Annotated in this window: 11 protein-coding genes and 1 pseudogene; 5 read left to right on the top strand and 7 right to left on the bottom strand. The window is 63.3% G+C overall.

The annotated features are described in order from the left end of the window. The first annotated feature begins 16 nt into the window (after positions 1-16). Both C2U40_RS03590 and C2U40_RS03595 read left to right on the top strand, forming a co-directional pair. Positions 17-817 carry a DUF2989 domain-containing protein gene (locus tag C2U40_RS03590; RefSeq protein WP_103828092.1) on the top strand — a complete coding sequence of 267 codons (801 nt, stop codon included), beginning with the start codon at positions 17-19 and terminating at the stop codon, positions 815-817. Positions 818-823: 6 nt separating this feature from the next. Further along, on the top strand, positions 824-1,381 hold the full coding sequence (locus C2U40_RS03595; RefSeq protein ID WP_103828093.1) for an NUDIX domain-containing protein: 558 nt from the start codon (positions 824-826) through the stop codon (positions 1,379-1,381). Between the two features lie 60 nt (positions 1,382-1,441). On the opposite strand, the gene sppA is transcribed toward C2U40_RS03595, so the two are convergent. Next, positions 1,442-3,286, bottom strand: coding sequence for a signal peptide peptidase SppA (gene sppA, locus C2U40_RS03600; protein ID WP_103828094.1), 1,845 nt, complete (start codon positions 3,284-3,286; stop codon positions 1,442-1,444). A 310-nt stretch (positions 3,287-3,596) separates the two neighbouring features. On the opposite strand from sppA, the gene C2U40_RS03605 reads away from it, so the two are divergent. Both C2U40_RS03605 and C2U40_RS03610 read left to right on the top strand, forming a co-directional pair. Beyond that, complete coding sequence (locus C2U40_RS03605; RefSeq protein WP_043167201.1) at positions 3,597-5,612, top strand: NADPH-dependent 2,4-dienoyl-CoA reductase; 2,016 nt, start codon at positions 3,597-3,599, stop codon at positions 5,610-5,612. Between the two features lie 106 nt (positions 5,613-5,718). Then, positions 5,719-6,267: an NAD(P)H nitroreductase gene (locus C2U40_RS03610; RefSeq protein WP_024944291.1), complete on the top strand. Its 549-nt coding sequence runs from the start codon at positions 5,719-5,721 to the stop codon at positions 6,265-6,267. Between the two features lie 438 nt (positions 6,268-6,705). On the opposite strand, the gene C2U40_RS03615 is transcribed toward C2U40_RS03610, so the two are convergent. The 5 genes and pseudogenes from C2U40_RS03615 to C2U40_RS03635 form a co-directional block, all read right to left on the bottom strand. After that, positions 6,706-7,269 carry a sugar O-acetyltransferase gene (locus C2U40_RS03615; RefSeq protein ID WP_024941481.1) on the bottom strand — a complete coding sequence of 188 codons (564 nt, stop codon included), beginning with the start codon at positions 7,267-7,269 and terminating at the stop codon, positions 6,706-6,708. Positions 7,270-7,342: 73 nt separating this feature from the next. Beyond that, positions 7,343-7,573, bottom strand: a pseudogene (locus C2U40_RS03620) (D-2-hydroxyacid dehydrogenase family protein); the annotation flags it as partial. Between the two features lie 86 nt (positions 7,574-7,659). Continuing rightward, positions 7,660-8,538, bottom strand: coding sequence for a 50S ribosomal protein L11 methyltransferase (gene prmA / locus C2U40_RS03625; RefSeq protein ID WP_103828095.1), 879 nt, complete (start codon positions 8,536-8,538; stop codon positions 7,660-7,662). Between the two features lie 224 nt (positions 8,539-8,762). Beyond that, on the bottom strand, positions 8,763-9,965 hold the full coding sequence (locus tag C2U40_RS03630; protein WP_081000878.1) for an ISL3-like element ISAeme19 family transposase: 1,203 nt from the start codon (positions 9,963-9,965) through the stop codon (positions 8,763-8,765). A 408-nt stretch (positions 9,966-10,373) separates the two neighbouring features. Next, positions 10,374-11,390, bottom strand: coding sequence for a zinc-binding alcohol dehydrogenase family protein (locus C2U40_RS03635; protein WP_103828426.1), 1,017 nt, complete (start codon positions 11,388-11,390; stop codon positions 10,374-10,376). 100 nt (positions 11,391-11,490) lie between these two features. On the opposite strand from C2U40_RS03635, the gene C2U40_RS03640 reads away from it, so the two are divergent. Continuing rightward, on the top strand, positions 11,491-12,363 hold the full coding sequence (locus tag C2U40_RS03640; protein ID WP_181014880.1) for a LysR family transcriptional regulator: 873 nt from the start codon (positions 11,491-11,493) through the stop codon (positions 12,361-12,363). A 2-nt stretch (positions 12,364-12,365) separates the two neighbouring features. On the opposite strand, the gene C2U40_RS03645 is transcribed toward C2U40_RS03640, so the two are convergent. Beyond that, complete coding sequence (locus C2U40_RS03645; protein ID WP_024944285.1) at positions 12,366-13,793, bottom strand: PTS transporter subunit EIIC; 1,428 nt, start codon at positions 13,791-13,793, stop codon at positions 12,366-12,368. Positions 13,794-13,837: the final 44 nt, after the last annotated feature.

A 13,837-nucleotide genomic window follows, 5' to 3' on the forward strand; every position in this document is an offset into this window, starting at 1 on the left:
CAACAAGATATGAACCATGACCCCTTTTCCAGCTCGTCCCCTGTTGTTCGGCCTCTGTTTCGGCCTGCTGCTCACCGCCTGTGACGATGACAGGATCCACAACATCTGTGCCAATTACCCGGCCCTCTGTCAGGATCTGGTGGACGACGGCTGGTGTCGTTACGAACGCAGCGATATCATCCGGGCCCGCTACTACCTGCAGGCGGAGGGGACACAGCGGCGCCAGTATGAGTTGATGCGCAGCCTGGAGCGTTATCTCAAATGCGCCGAACGCTCCACCAACATCGAGTACAAGCGGGCCCGCGAGCAGAAGAGCCCGCGGGTGGAGGGGATGCTGGCGGCCGGCGAACAGCTGGCCCAGCTCGATGCCGCCACCCGCAACGCTACAGATCCCTACCTGCTGCTCTGGCACTGGACCAACAACACCAACGAGCTGGCTCGCCAGCAGTTTCTGGCGCTGGAGGGGCAACCCGTGCTGGAGGAGCCCGAGCTGCAACTGGCGCTCGGCGGCATCTATGCCAAGAGCGAGCCGCACAAGGCCATCGCGCTGATGCAGCACGCCCTCTCCCTCTACCGGGAAGGGGAGCAGGTCAACGGCCGGATCCTCACCTCCCTCAGCACCCTCTACATGGGCCAGAAGCAGTACGGGCAGGCCTATCTGTGGGGCAAGGTGAGCGAGTCTTTCCAGAATGCCGCCGAGGTGTCGGCCACCCGTTTCAGCCTCTATCACTCTCTGAGCAAGCAAGAGCAGGAGAGCCTGGACAGCCAGGCCGCCGCCCTGGTCGAACAACTGAAAAGCGGGACCTATCGTCCCTGAACCCTGATGAACCACATTGAACCTCTGGCCAGCGACTGGCCACACCCCTTCGACATCCGGCTCACCCACGGCCGGGTCAACACCGATGGCCGCCAGCTGGAGCGGGTCACCGTCAGGGCTGTCGTGCTGCGCGGCGACCAGCTGCTGCTGGTGCACTCCCGGGTCAACGGCGATCTCATGTTTCCCGGTGGCGGCATCGAGCAAGGGGAGTGCCACCGCACGGCCCTCGCGCGCGAGCTGCGCGAAGAGTGCGGCGCCGAGCTGGTGGCGGTCGGTGCCCTGCTCGGCGAGACGCGGGAGTACCGGCCAGCTCGCGAGGCCGACTACGACGCCTACTGCATCCGCTCCTTCTACTACCTCTGTCAGGTGGGGGAAGCGTGGTGCGAACCCCAGCCCCAGCCCTACGAGATAAGGCTCGGTTTCACCCCCGGCTGGTTCGAGCTGGCCGAGGCGCTGCAGACCAACAAGACCCAGCTGGCGGGCCCCTGTCCCCAGTGGACGGTGCGGGAGACTCGGGTGCTGGCCGAACTGCACCACTGGCACGGCGCCGGCCTGCTGGGCTGAACGCTGTTCGATCCCATAAAAAAAAACCGCCCTAGGGCGGTTTTTTGCGTTGGCTGCCGATCAGGGCGTACAGACCGGGCAGAGGGCGTAGGTGCCTTGCGGATCGTTGAAGCGGGTCAGCGGGTCCAGGCTGCGGTTCACCTCCACCAGCGCCTTGCCGAGACCGGCCGGCAACCAGCTCTGCAGGTGGGAAGCCAGCACTTGGGCGCTGCTGTCGAACAGCTGGCGCAGGAACTTGTCTTTGGCCGACTCTTCCTGCTCGATGGGGGTGACCTGCCACTCCTTGAGGTTGGCCAGCTCGGCTGCCGCCTTGATGGCCGCCTCCTGATCGCCAAACTCGTCCACCAGTCCCAGCGCCTTGGCATCCTGACCGGTCCAGACCCGGCCCTCGGCCGCTTTCTCGGTCTCTTCCGGACTCAGACCACGGCCCTTGCTGACCAGACCGACGAAACGCTGATAGGTATCTTCCACGCTCAGCTGGATCGCCTGGCCGACGTGTTCCGGCAGGGCACGGGTCAGGCCGACGCCGACATAGTCGGTGGTGCCGACGCCGTCGGTGTGTACCCCGTACTGGGAGAGCGCCTTGTCGATGGTGGCGAACATGCCGAACACCCCGATGGAGCCGGTGAGGGTGGTGGGGGAGGCGAAGATCTTGTCCGCATCGGCGGAGATCCAGTAACCGCCGGAGGCGGCGTAGCTGCCCATGGAGATCACCACCGGCTTGCCGGCCTGCTTGAGGGCCAGCAGCTCGGCGCGGATCTGCTCGGCGGCGAAGGCGCTGCCGCCCGGGCTGTCGACCCGCAGCACCAGGGCTTTCACCTTGTCGTCGCGGCGGGCATCGGCCAGCAGGTCTGCGAGGCTGTCGCCGCCGATGGTGCCGGCTGGCTGGACGCCATCCATGATGGCGCCGCTGGCGACGATGAGACCCACCTCATCCTTGCCGCTCTGGGGATACTGGCTCGGAATGGCGGCCAGGTACTCCTTGAGGCCCACCCCCTTCCAGCCGTGGTCCTCGCTCTCGCCCACTTCCTTGATCACCGCCTGGGTCATCTCGTCGCGGGTCGCCAGCTGGTCCACCAGACCGTTGTCGAGGGCGTAGTTGGCGGCATTGCCGCCGGCCTTGCGCAGTAGCTCGAGGAAGCGATCCTTGCCCGGTGCCACGGCGTCCGGTTCGATCTCCCGCTGCTCGGCCACGTCGGCCACATAGGATTGCCACAGCTGATCTAGCCAGCGTTGGTTCGCCTCCTTGCTCTCGGGGGACATCTCGTCGCGGGTATAGGGTTCGACGAAGGATTTGTAGGTACCGACCTTGAACACGTGCGGGGTGATGTTGAGCTTCTCCAGCGCTGACTTGTAGTAGGTCTGGTAGACGCCGAGCCCCTCGATGACCACGGCGCCGCTCTGGTTGAGCAGCACGTGATCGGCGTGGGCGGCCAGCAGATATTGGCCCTGGGTGTAGAAGTCGGCCATGGCGATGACCGGCTTGCCGCTCTCCTTGAACTCATCGATGGCGCTCGCCACCTCCTGCAGTTTGGAGAAGCTGGTGCCTTGCAGCCCCTGGGGCTTTATCACCAGCGCCTTGATGCGATCGTCATCCTTGGCGCTCTTGATGGCCCACAGCAGATCGGAGAGGACGATCTCGCTGGGCAGCTCGTTGCTGTTGTCCACCTGGCGCAGCAGCTGCACCGTGGGATCGGTCTGCGAGCGCTGTTCCACCAGCACGCCGGAGAGATTGAGGGTAAGGGCCCCTTCGATGGGGGCGCTGGGCGCCTCTTTCTGGCTGACGCTGAAGACGATGATCAAGACCACGACGAGAAACAGCAGATTGACCAGCATCAGCCGGGTGAAATTGAGCAGGCGCCACAGGCTGCGAAACAGCCAACCCAGACCTTTGAAAATAGACATAGTCGCGTTATCGCCCTGTTAATGGGGAGGGAAGCGCCATTATTAACCAGTTGGCCGGTGAAATGCCATTTCCGCTTGGACAGGATCGGAGCCCGGTTGTTCGGAACACGTCTGTTCGCCGAAAAATTGTCCAAACATTTGTTTGAAAAAGCATTTTCGATTCTTTACTCTAGCCTCGGTTTGATAACAAAAAATTAACTGGAGGCCCTGTGAGCCGCCCACCCATCCTGCCGTCGTGTCTTGGGCTTGAGTCCGGACGGTGGAGGATGGGCGTGGTGCCATCCAGCCCGGCCCCGACAAGGAGTTCATGATGAGCCGTTACCCGACCCTGCTGACCCCCCTCGATCTCGGCTTTACCCAGCTGCGCAACCGCGTGTTGATGGGATCCATGCACACCGGCCTCGAAGAGGAGAAGGGGGGCTTTGACAAGCTGGCCGCCTTCTATGGTGAGCGGGCCCGGGGCGGGGTCGGCCTCATCGTGACCGGCGGCATCGCCCCCAACCTGCGTGGCCGGCTGGTGCCCCACGGCTCCCAGCTGAGTTTTCCCTGGCAGGTGGCCAAGCACAAGAAGGTGACCAGTGCGGTGCATCAGGAGGGGGGCAAGATAGCGCTGCAGATCCTCCATGCCGGCCGCTACGCCTATCATCCGTTCAGCCTGGCGCCAAGCGCCCTCAAGGCCCCCATTTCTCCGTTCAAGCCGCGCGCCATGAGCGAGCGCCAGATCCGCGGCACCATCCGCGACTTCGCCGCCACCGCACAACTGGCCAGGAGCGCGGGCTACGACGGGGTCGAGGTGATGGGCTCGGAAGGCTATCTCATCAATCAGTTCATCTGCGAGCGCACCAACAAGCGCACCGATGGCTGGGGTGGCAGCAGCGAAAACCGCATGCGCTTCCCGGTGGAGATTGTCCGCGCCATCCGCGAGCGGGTCGGTCCGGATTTCATCATCATCTTCCGCCTCTCCATGCTGGATCTGGTGGAGCAGGGCTCCTCCCTTGAGGAAGTGATCGCCCTTGGCAAGGCGCTGGAACAGGTGGGGGTCACCCTCATCAATACCGGCATTGGCTGGCACGAGGCGCGCATTCCCACCATCGCCACCAGCGTGCCGCGCGGCGCCTTCAGCTGGGTGACGGCGGAGCTCAAGAAACATCTGAGTGTGCCGCTTATCACCACCAACCGCATCAACACCCCCGAGGTGGCCGAGCGCATTCTGGCGGGCGGCGAGGCGGATATGGTTTCCATGGCGCGCCCCTTCCTGGCGGATCCCGAATTTGTCATCAAGGCCGCCGAGAACCGGGCGGACGAGATCAACACCTGCATCGCCTGCAACCAGGCCTGTCTGGATCATGTCTTCAAGCAGAAGCGGGCCTCCTGCCTGGTCAATCCGCGCGCATGCTTCGAGACCGAACTCACCTTCGGCCGGGTGCCCCAGCCCAAAAAGCTTGCGGTGGTGGGCGCCGGTCCCGCCGGGCTGGCGTTTGCCTGCTACGCCGCCGAGCGCGGTCATCAGGTGAGCCTGTTCGATCAGGCCAGCGAAATCGGCGGCCAGTTCAACTTCGCCAAGCAGATCCCGGGCAAGGAGGAGTTTCACGAAACCCTGCGCTACTTTGCCAAGCGGCTGGAGAAGTGCGGCGTCGAGCTCTATCTGGGCCAACGCCAGAGTGCCGAGAGCCTCTTGGGCGGCGGTTTTGACGAGGTGATCCTCGCCACCGGCATCCGCCCGCGCACCCCCAACATTCCGGGTATCGAGCATGCCAAGGTGATGAGCTACCTCGATGTCTTGCGGGATCACAAGCCGGTGGGCGAGAAGGTGGCGGTGATCGGCGCCGGCGGCATCGGCTTTGACGTGGCCGAATACCTGGTAGAGGGCAAGGGGGATCGCAGTCGCGATCACTGGCTCAAGGAGTGGGGCATCGACAAGCAGCTCGGCGAGCGCGGCGGCCTGATGGCCCCGGTGATCGACGCCCCCGAGCGCCAGGTCTGGCTGCTGCAGCGCAAGGAGAGCAAGGTGGGCGACGGCCTTGGCAAGACCACCGGCTGGATCCACCGCACCGTGCTGAAGAACCGCAAGGTGGAGATGCTCTCCGGCGTGCAGTACCTGCGCATCGACGATGAGGGGCTTCACATTCAGGTGGGTGAACAGCAGCAGTGCCTGCCGGTGGATCAGGTGATCATCTGCGCCGGCCAGGAGCCGCTCAAGGAGCTGCAGGCCGGTCTGCAGGCGGCGGGCAAACCGGTACACATCATCGGCGGCGCCGACGTGGCCGCCGAGCTGGACGCCAAGCGTGCCATCCGCCAGGGGGCCGAACTGGCGGCGGTCATCTAGGCGATTGGCCGCCATGTATTGCGACAAACCCCTGATGCTCAGGGGTTTTCTTCATCTGGTGCTGTGCTAAGGTAGCGCCATCATAGCCCCTGACAAGGAACTGCCCATGGATGCCCTCCACCTGTTACTGAATCGTCACTCCTGTGGTCGTCTGGCCGAGCCCGCCCCGAGCGGCGAGGTACTCGACAATATCCTCAAGGCCGGGCTGCGGGCGCCGGATCACGGCACCCTGACCCCCTGGCAGTTCATCCTGTTCGAAGGGGAGGGGCGCGAACGGCTCGGCACCCTGCTGGCACAGGCCGCGCGCAGCCGCGGCGAGGATGAAGAGAGCATCAAGAAGTGTCAGGAGGCCCCGCTGCGCGCGCCGCTGCTGATTGCGGTGGCAACCCGCTATCAGGAACATCCCAAGGTGCCGCGACTGGAGCAGGAACTCTCCGCCGGCTGCGCCCTGATGGCGATGCAGATGGCGGCCCAGGCCCAGGGCTTCAACGGCATCTGGCGCTCCGGCTGGTTCATTTTCGACGAGCAGATCAATGAAGGGTTGGGACTGGCACCGGAGGATCAGCTGGTGGGCTTCCTCTACCTTGGCACCCCCATGCTGGAGGCTCGCAAGCTGCGCGAGCTGCCGGTGAGCGAGTTTGTGCGCCGCTTCTAGTCTGCTTCATTACCGGCAAGGCCCTGACTCGTCAGGGCTTTTTTGTTTCTGGTGGCGGGCTGTACTGATATTTGGAGGATTGCCAAGAGGGAGGCCATGGCTGGCAGGGAATTTTTTAAATTGTGAGATGCCGTTCTCAATCCTGGTTTATTACGCTATGTAAAACGTTTGCGCCTCGTTAATATCCCTGTGCCAGTTTAGAAGGTGACCCCTTCTAATTTTCTGCGATGAGAGTCGCAATTCCGTAGCACCTTTTTACAGCCCAACGTCTTGATGACATTGGGCTTCATTTTTATGGGCGTTTTTCAGATGCCAATACCCTTAACCGGCAAACCCACCTTTTTACAGGCCATCATGGTCTTGATGGCGTTGGACTTCATTTTTATTGGCGCTTTGCAGGTGCCGATCCCCTTAATTCCGTAGCGTCCGGTGCAGCTGCTAGCTCACCGGCGTCTTGCCTTTGGCGGGCAGCACGCGGGCCGGGTTGCCCACCACCCTGGCGCCGGCCGGCACGTCTTTGGTGACCACGGCTCCGGCGCCCACGATGGCCTCCCGCCCTATGGTGACACCGGGCAGCAGGATGGCGCCGCCGCCAATCCAGACCCTGTCCTCGATGGTGACCGGCAGCGCGGTCTCGACTCCCTGGATCCGCTCATCGGCGTCCAGCGCGTGGGCGGCGGTGTAGATCTGCACGTTCGGCCCAATCATCACCTCGGCGCCGATGCGAATGGGGGCGTTGTCCAGCAGAGTGGCCCCCATGTTGATGTAGCTGCGCTCGCCAAGGTGGATGTGGCGGCCATAGGTGCAGTAGAGGGGCGGGCAGATGAAGGCACCCTGGGCCAGCTCGCCGACGATCTGCTGCAGCAGCGCCAGCTGTTCATCCTCCTCGTCGCTGCGATTGAAGCGGCGGTACAGGCGGGCCGTCTCCCGGCGCAACAGATCCAGTTCCGGTGCCATGCAGTTGTAAGGCTGGCTGGCGATCATCTTGTCGTACTCGGTCATGGCTGCTCCTGTGGCGTGCCTGTGTGGCGCATGGGGTTCATATGTTAGCGGTCCGGCCGCCGGATAACCGTGATCAGCGGCCCGCTACGGGTAGCACCAGATTGGTCAGCCTGCCCTCGGCAAAGGCAATCAGGTTGTCAAAGGCGGCCTGAAAGTAGAGCTCGTAGCTGTTGCGCTCCACATAGCCGAGATGGGGCGTGGCCAGCACATTGAGCAGGCGCAGCAAAGGCTCGTTTTGCGCCGTGGCCGGCTCTGCATCGAACACGTCGAGCTCTGCGCGCCGGGTGGGGTTGGTTGACTGCTCCGGTGAAGAGGCGGTCTGATCTAGTGGGCAGAAAACAGACGGGGCTCCCATGTGGGAGCCCCGTTGGCAACGGCTGTGTCGATGACTTAGCCGAGTTTGCGGCCGGAGAGGCGGCACCACTCTTCCTTGACGGCGGTCGGGTCCATCTCGAACCACTGGCTGTAGATGGTCTCCAGCTCCGGCGCCTGGCTTTCCAGCACACCGGAGAGGGCCATCAGGCTACCCGCTTTGCCGTGGCCGGCGATCAGCGGCGCCAGTTCGCGCAGCGGGCCGGCCAGGATGTTGGCGACCACTACGTCCGCTTCGACATCTTGCGGCTGATCCGCCGGCAGGTAGAGCTCGATCTGATCGGCGACGCCATTGCGCTCGGCGTTGTCACGGCTGGCCTGGATGGCCTGCGGATCGATGTCTATGCCGATGACCCGGGCGGCGCCCAGTTTCAGGGCGGCGATGCCGAGGATGCCGGAGCCGCAACCAAAGTCGACCACGGTTTTACCGGCCAGATCCAACCCGTCCAGCCACTGCAGGCAGAGCGCCGTGGTGGGGTGGGTACCGGTACCGAAGGCCAGACCCGGATCCAGCATGACGTTGACCGCATCGGGGTTCGGCACGTCGCGCCAGCTCGGGCAGATCCACAGCCGCTCGCCGAACTGCATGGGGTGGAAGTGATCCATCCACTCGCGCACCCAGTCCTTGTCTTCCAGCTGCTCCACCTTGTAGCCCACGTCTTCGCCGAAGATCTGCTGGAAGAAGGCGATGGTGGGCGCCGGATCGGTTTCGGCGTCGAACAGCCCCATTACTTCGGTCTCGCCCCACAGCGGGGTTTCACCCGGCATGGGTTCATAGACGGGCACATCCTTGGCATCCATAAAGGTCACCGCCTGGGCACCACGCCCCAGCAGCATGTTGCTCACCTTGTCTGCGGTCTTGGCAGTGGCGTTGATTCGAATTTGTATCCAGGGCATGGCGTCGACTCTTCATAAATGTGAAACCGCGGGATTCTATCATCATGGGCGTGTGCTGTCGTGGTTTGCCCATGCAGTGTGGTGGAGGATACGGACTTTGCCGAGTTGGCACGGTTAATGTATTCCTCATTGGGTGACGGGAAGCAACCTGTTCCCGCTGAATGCTTTGCTCTAGGAAAGTTCCGTCATCTTTTTCAGCCACCTTCGGGTGGCTTTTTTTTGGTTCATCGCGGCTTTCCGGGGAAGGCCGCCTTGATTTTCAGAAAAAAGTATTCTGAGTCCCTAAATCCATATGCCATACGCTTTATCACTTTGATCTTGTTGTTCACCCCTTCCAGCACACTCGTGTGCATCGGGTAGTTTGCACTCGCCAGGATCCCCCGCATATATTTCGATAAATTTCGACCAAATCGTTGCAGCGGCGCTAGCCCGCTTTCCTTCACCTGCCGCATCCAGCTCCGCCATCGTCGCCATCCTTCCCACACGCTCGGCGCATACCAGATGCCCTTCAACCCCTCTTTCAGCACGTACACCATCGCCAGCGGTTGATTCGCCGCCAACAGCTCCTGCAACTTCACATCCTGTTTTTCACTCAACTTCGCCCGATTACGTAGCAGCAACCAACGCGCACTTTTGACCACTTTTCGCGCCGGTTTATCGCTTTTCAGTGCATTCGCCTGCTCCACTCGCACCCGGTCCACCACCTCTCGGCCATAGCGAGCCACCACGTGGAACAGGTCGTAGACCACCTCCGCCTGCGGGCAGTGTTGCTTCACCTCCAGGTCGAACGCCGTGTTCATGTCCATCGCCACCGCTTCAATCTGCTGGCATCGCTCGCCGAGCTGCTCGAAGAAGGGACGGATAGCGGCCCGGCTGTTGCCGTGCCCCACCCACAGGACGCGGGTTCGCTCGGCATCCATGATCACGGTGGCATAGCGGTGTCCCTTGTGCAGGGCAAACTCATCCATCACCAGCCGCCGCACCTCCCCAAGTTCGATGGTGCCCACACTGGTCTGCAAACGGCGCTTGTCGATCTCCTTGATGGTGTGCCAACCGACCCCGGTGAGCTGGCTGACATGGCGGATGGGGAGGTACTGAACGAGCGCTTCAATCCAGCACTGCATGCGCCGGGTGAGGCGGGAGCCAGAGGGGAGCCAGTCGATATGTTCACTGACGCGACCACAGCGCAGACAGTCGACGCGGCGAACAGGCAGTTGTAACCAGACTTGTCGGTCAAATAGGTCTCGCTCACGCACCCGGCGGATACGTTGGTCGTGGATCAATGGCGTGGGTTGCAGGCATCGGCGACAACGGGGCAAGAAGTCGGCGCGAGGCTCAAGGGTAAACAGGGTGTGATGGTTGGCAGAAAGCGCTTGGGCGATGACGGTATAACCTGGCCAGAAGGAGGCAATATCAATATGATGCACGGCGACAGCAGGGTGATGGTGGTGGTGTGTTTGGAGACAGCCAGTTTACCAGCACCCTGTCTGTCAACTTCCACTTCCCCAAGATCCCGCGAAGAACCTTTTTTTTGCCTGTGGATTGGCAGGGGCTGCAGGTCTGGTGGCAGGCACAATGTGGCAAGTAAGCGAGGAGAGGGACGGGATTGGCACACTAGCTGCAAAGATACAGAGGTCCTGCATAAGGATATGTGTGTGATTGTTACCCCAACGTTCAGGTATTTAGGGCCATCCCGGCGGGATGGCCCCTTTTTTTGGCTCTTTTTATGTTGATGCTGCGTGGTGACTGTCTGTTGCCTGAGGTGAGCTGTGCTGTGATGGGGCTTGTCACTGGTGAGTTCACCCCATGATGGTGCAGTTTTTACCCATAAGGGATTAGTTGCCGAACCGGCTCATGTCGATCACCAGCTTGCCCACCATGCGGCCGGCTTCCACTTCGGTATGGGCCTGAGCCAGGGTAGTCGGGGTCAGCTCGGCCACCACCTTGCTGAGGGTGGTTTTGACCACGCCCTGGTCCACCAGGGCGGCGACCAGCCCCAGCAGGTTGTGCTGCTCGATCATGTCCGGGGTCTGGAACAGGGAGCGGGTGAACATGAACTCCTGGCTGAAGGTGACGCTTTTGCTCTTGAGCAGGGAGAGGTCCCAGGGCACGCTCGATTCGGCGATGGTGCAGATATGGCCGAACGGGCTGATGAGGCTGGCCATGGCATCCCAATGCTGCTCGGTGGCATTGGTGCAGAAGATGGCATCCACCTGAGTGATGCCGAGGGCGGTGAGCTCCTCCTGCAACTGGTGATGGCTCACCACCTGGTGGGCCCCCATCTGCAGGCACCAGGCCCGGGTCTCGGGGCGCGAGGCGGTGGCGATCACCTCCATGCCGGTGAGCTGGCGGGCCAGCTGGATGGCGATGGAGCCGACCCCGCCGGCGCCGCCGATGATCAGCAGCCGTCCGCGGCTCTCGCGGGTGAGGCCCATGCGCTCGAACAGGGTCTCCCAAGCGGTGATGGCGGTGAGCGGCAGGGCGGCCGCTTCCAGGTCGCTCAGGCTGGTGGGGGCGAGGGCGGCGATACGCTCATCCACCAGTTGCAGGGCGCTGTTGCTGCCGGGGCGGCTGATGTCGCCGGCATACCAGACCCGGTCGCCCGCCTTGAACAGGGTCACTTCGCGACCGACGGCGATCACTTCACCCACGGCGTCCCAGCCCAGTACCCGCGGGCTGCTCTCGACCTTGGCCTTGGGGGCACGCACCTTGGTGTCGACCGGGTTGATGGAGGTGGCCTTGACCCGCACCAGCAGGTCGCGCGGGCCCGGTGTCGGGTCGGCCAGATTGGCTTCGATGAAGCAGTGGGGGTGATCGCTCGGCAGATAATGGGTCAGGGCGATGGCTTTCATGGCAGTTCCTTTCAAATCGGTTGGATGGGGATTGCCAGCCACTCTAGTCTGGTTGATTATTCAGATTAAGATGGGTAATTGGTAAAGACTGTTTGAATATATGAACAATGTCGAATTGGAGCTGATGGGGCTGTTCGCCACCGTGGTGGAGCAGGGCAGTTTCACCGGCGCGGCCGAGCTGCTCGGCATGCCCAAATCCTCGGTCAGCCAGAAGATCTCGCGGCTCGAATCCCAGCTCGGGGTGCGCCTGTTGCAGCGCACCACTCGCCGGCTGAGCCTGACCCCGCAGGGGGAGGTCTATGTGGAGCAGTGCCGGGCGCTGCTGGCGCTGGCCCGCAGCGCCAATCTGGCGATGGCGAGACTGCGCGCGGCCCCGGCCGGCCGGGTGCGGATCACCGCGCCGGAGGCGACCGGCACCCTGCTGCTCGGCCGGATCCTGGCCGAGTTTCGGGCCCTCTACCCTGAGGTGGTGCTGGAGCTGACCCTCTGCGATGAGCAGCTCGATCTGGTGGGGGAGGGTTATGATCTGGCGCTACGGGCGGCACCGCTGAAAGATTCCAGCCTGATCTGCCGGCGCATCGGCCAGGTGCCGCGCCATCTGGTGGCGGCGCCCGCCTATCTGGCGGCCCACGGCACGCCGCAACAGCTGAGCGAGCTGGGGCGATACGCCTGTCTGGTGCACACGTCGCTGCCGGTGTGGCCGTTGCAGGAGGGAGGCTGGCGGCCGCAAGGGGCTTGTCTGAGCAACAGCCTGCTGGCGCTGCGGGAGCTGGCCATCAACGAGGGGGGAATTGCCCTGCTGCCCCATCACGTCTGCGAGGGGGATCTGGCGAGTGGTCGCTTGCAAAAAGTGTTGCCCGAGCTCGCCGTGCCGCCCAACCCTTTCTACCTCATCTATCCGAGCCGGGAGCACCTGGCCCCCGCCCTGCGCAGCCTGATGGACTTTGTCGCCAAGCGGTTGCCGTTTGCCTGAGGCTACCAGCCGCTCTGACCGGCGGACTCCTGATTGGGTTTGAGGCCGAGCGGCACCGACTGGCGCTCCGCCAGCATGCGGATCTGCCCCTCGATCAGGCTGGCGTTGGGGCCCAGCACCAGCACCAGCTGATGGTCGTTGAGCTGGATCCAGGAGAGGCAGCCCAGCCCCAGCAGGCGGGATTGATCCACCAGCGAGATATCGCGCACCCGCAGGCTGAGGCGAGTCAGACAGACGCTCATGGCCTGCAGGTTGTCCATGCCACCCAGCACCTTGAGGTACTGGATCGCCAGCATCTGGGGATCGGAGGGGGCGACGCTGGCCAGGCGCGGGTGCTCCGGCGCGATGGGCTTGCTCGGCAAGCTGAGGGGCGTGCGCTCCAGCAGCTGATAGAACAGCAATGTGTAGGCGACGAAGAACAGGATGCCGACCGGAATGAGCCAGAAGCTGTGCTCGCCGGCGTGGTAGCTCAGCACCAGATCCAGCAGACCGGCGGAGAAGTAGCTGCCGACCTTGATGCCGAGCGCGCTGCAGGTGGCGAGCGACAGGCCGGTCAGCAGGGCGTGGGCCAGAAACAGCCAGGGGGCGGTGAAGGCGAACAGGAACTCGATGGGTTCGGTGATGCCCACCAGCGCCGAGGTGAGCGCCAGGGTGAGCAGCAATCCCCCCTGCGGCAGTCGCTGCATGCGCTGGCGGTGCAGCCAGATGGCGAAGCAGGCGCCTGGCAGGCCGAACATGATGATGGGGTAGAGCCCGGCCACATAGCCTTCGTGCAGCGGCTGGGCGCTGGCCAGCGCCTGCAGGTTGCTCTCCCCCAGCCCGATGAGGCTGCCCAGCACCTGATGCAGGCCGAGCGGGATCAGCAGCCGGTTCAGCACGCCGTAGCAGAAGGCGCCGAACGGGGTGGTGAGCAGCTCGGAAGCGAGCAGGGTGATGCCCTGTTCCAGCAGCGGCCAGAGCAGCGCAAGGGGGAAGGCCAGCAACAGACAGGTGAGCGCCGAGGCGAGCAGGCTGGTGAAGTCGCCGTTGACCAGCCGCAGCCAGTGGGGCATGGGGTGGCGCTTGAGCCAGGGGTAGACGATGGCGGTGGTCAATCCCGCCAGCAGGCCGCAGATCATGTCGCTGTGCAGGCCGGGGGCCAGGGTGCCGAGTGCCGAGCTCAGCAGCAGAAAGTTGACCGCGCCGGCCAGCGCCTGGGTACCTTCACCCTGGCGGCTCAGCCCGAAAGCGATGGCCACCGCATAAATGAGCGGCATCTGGCTGAACAGGGCGCGGCCGGTGAGGGAGAGCACCGCCAGATCCAGCACGTCCGGCTGGCCGAGCCGATAGAGCAGCGCGGCCAGCGGCAGGATGGAGACCGGCAGCAACAGGGCGTAGCCGAGTCGCTGCAGGGCTTGAGTCAGGATCTGTCTGGCGTTCTGTACGGGCATAAGGGCACGGCATTTTGTGACATGGCGCACAGTTTACCCGTAAA

It is taken from the genome of Aeromonas sp. ASNIH4 (genome assembly GCF_002934425.1).
GTDB classification, from domain to species: domain Bacteria; phylum Pseudomonadota; class Gammaproteobacteria; order Enterobacterales; family Aeromonadaceae; genus Aeromonas; species Aeromonas hydrophila.

Bases quoted from the DNA above. Each gene is read 5' to 3' on its own strand.
- C2U40_RS03595 (WP_103828093.1), top strand. From the start codon at position 824: ATGAACCACATTGAACCTCTGGCCAGCGACTGGCCACACCCCTTCGAC.
- prmA (WP_103828095.1), bottom strand. From the start codon at position 8,538: ATGCCCTGGATACAAATTCGAATCAACGCCACTGCCAAGACCGCAGAC.
- C2U40_RS03635 (WP_103828426.1), bottom strand. From the start codon at position 11,390: ATGAAAGCCATCGCCCTGACCCATTATCTGCCGAGCGATCACCCCCAC.
- C2U40_RS03605 (WP_043167201.1), top strand. From the start codon at position 3,597: ATGAGCCGTTACCCGACCCTGCTGACCCCCCTCGATCTCGGCTTTACC.
- C2U40_RS03610 (WP_024944291.1), top strand. From the start codon at position 5,719: ATGGATGCCCTCCACCTGTTACTGAATCGTCACTCCTGTGGTCGTCTG.
- C2U40_RS03645 (WP_024944285.1), bottom strand. From the start codon at position 13,793: ATGCCCGTACAGAACGCCAGACAGATCCTGACTCAAGCCCTGCAGCGA.
- C2U40_RS03615 (WP_024941481.1), bottom strand. From the start codon at position 7,269: ATGACCGAGTACGACAAGATGATCGCCAGCCAGCCTTACAACTGCATG.
- sppA (WP_103828094.1), bottom strand. From the start codon at position 3,286: ATGTCTATTTTCAAAGGTCTGGGTTGGCTGTTTCGCAGCCTGTGGCGC.
- C2U40_RS03640 (WP_181014880.1), top strand. From the start codon at position 11,491: ATGAACAATGTCGAATTGGAGCTGATGGGGCTGTTCGCCACCGTGGTG.
- C2U40_RS03590 (WP_103828092.1), top strand. From the start codon at position 17: ATGACCCCTTTTCCAGCTCGTCCCCTGTTGTTCGGCCTCTGTTTCGGC.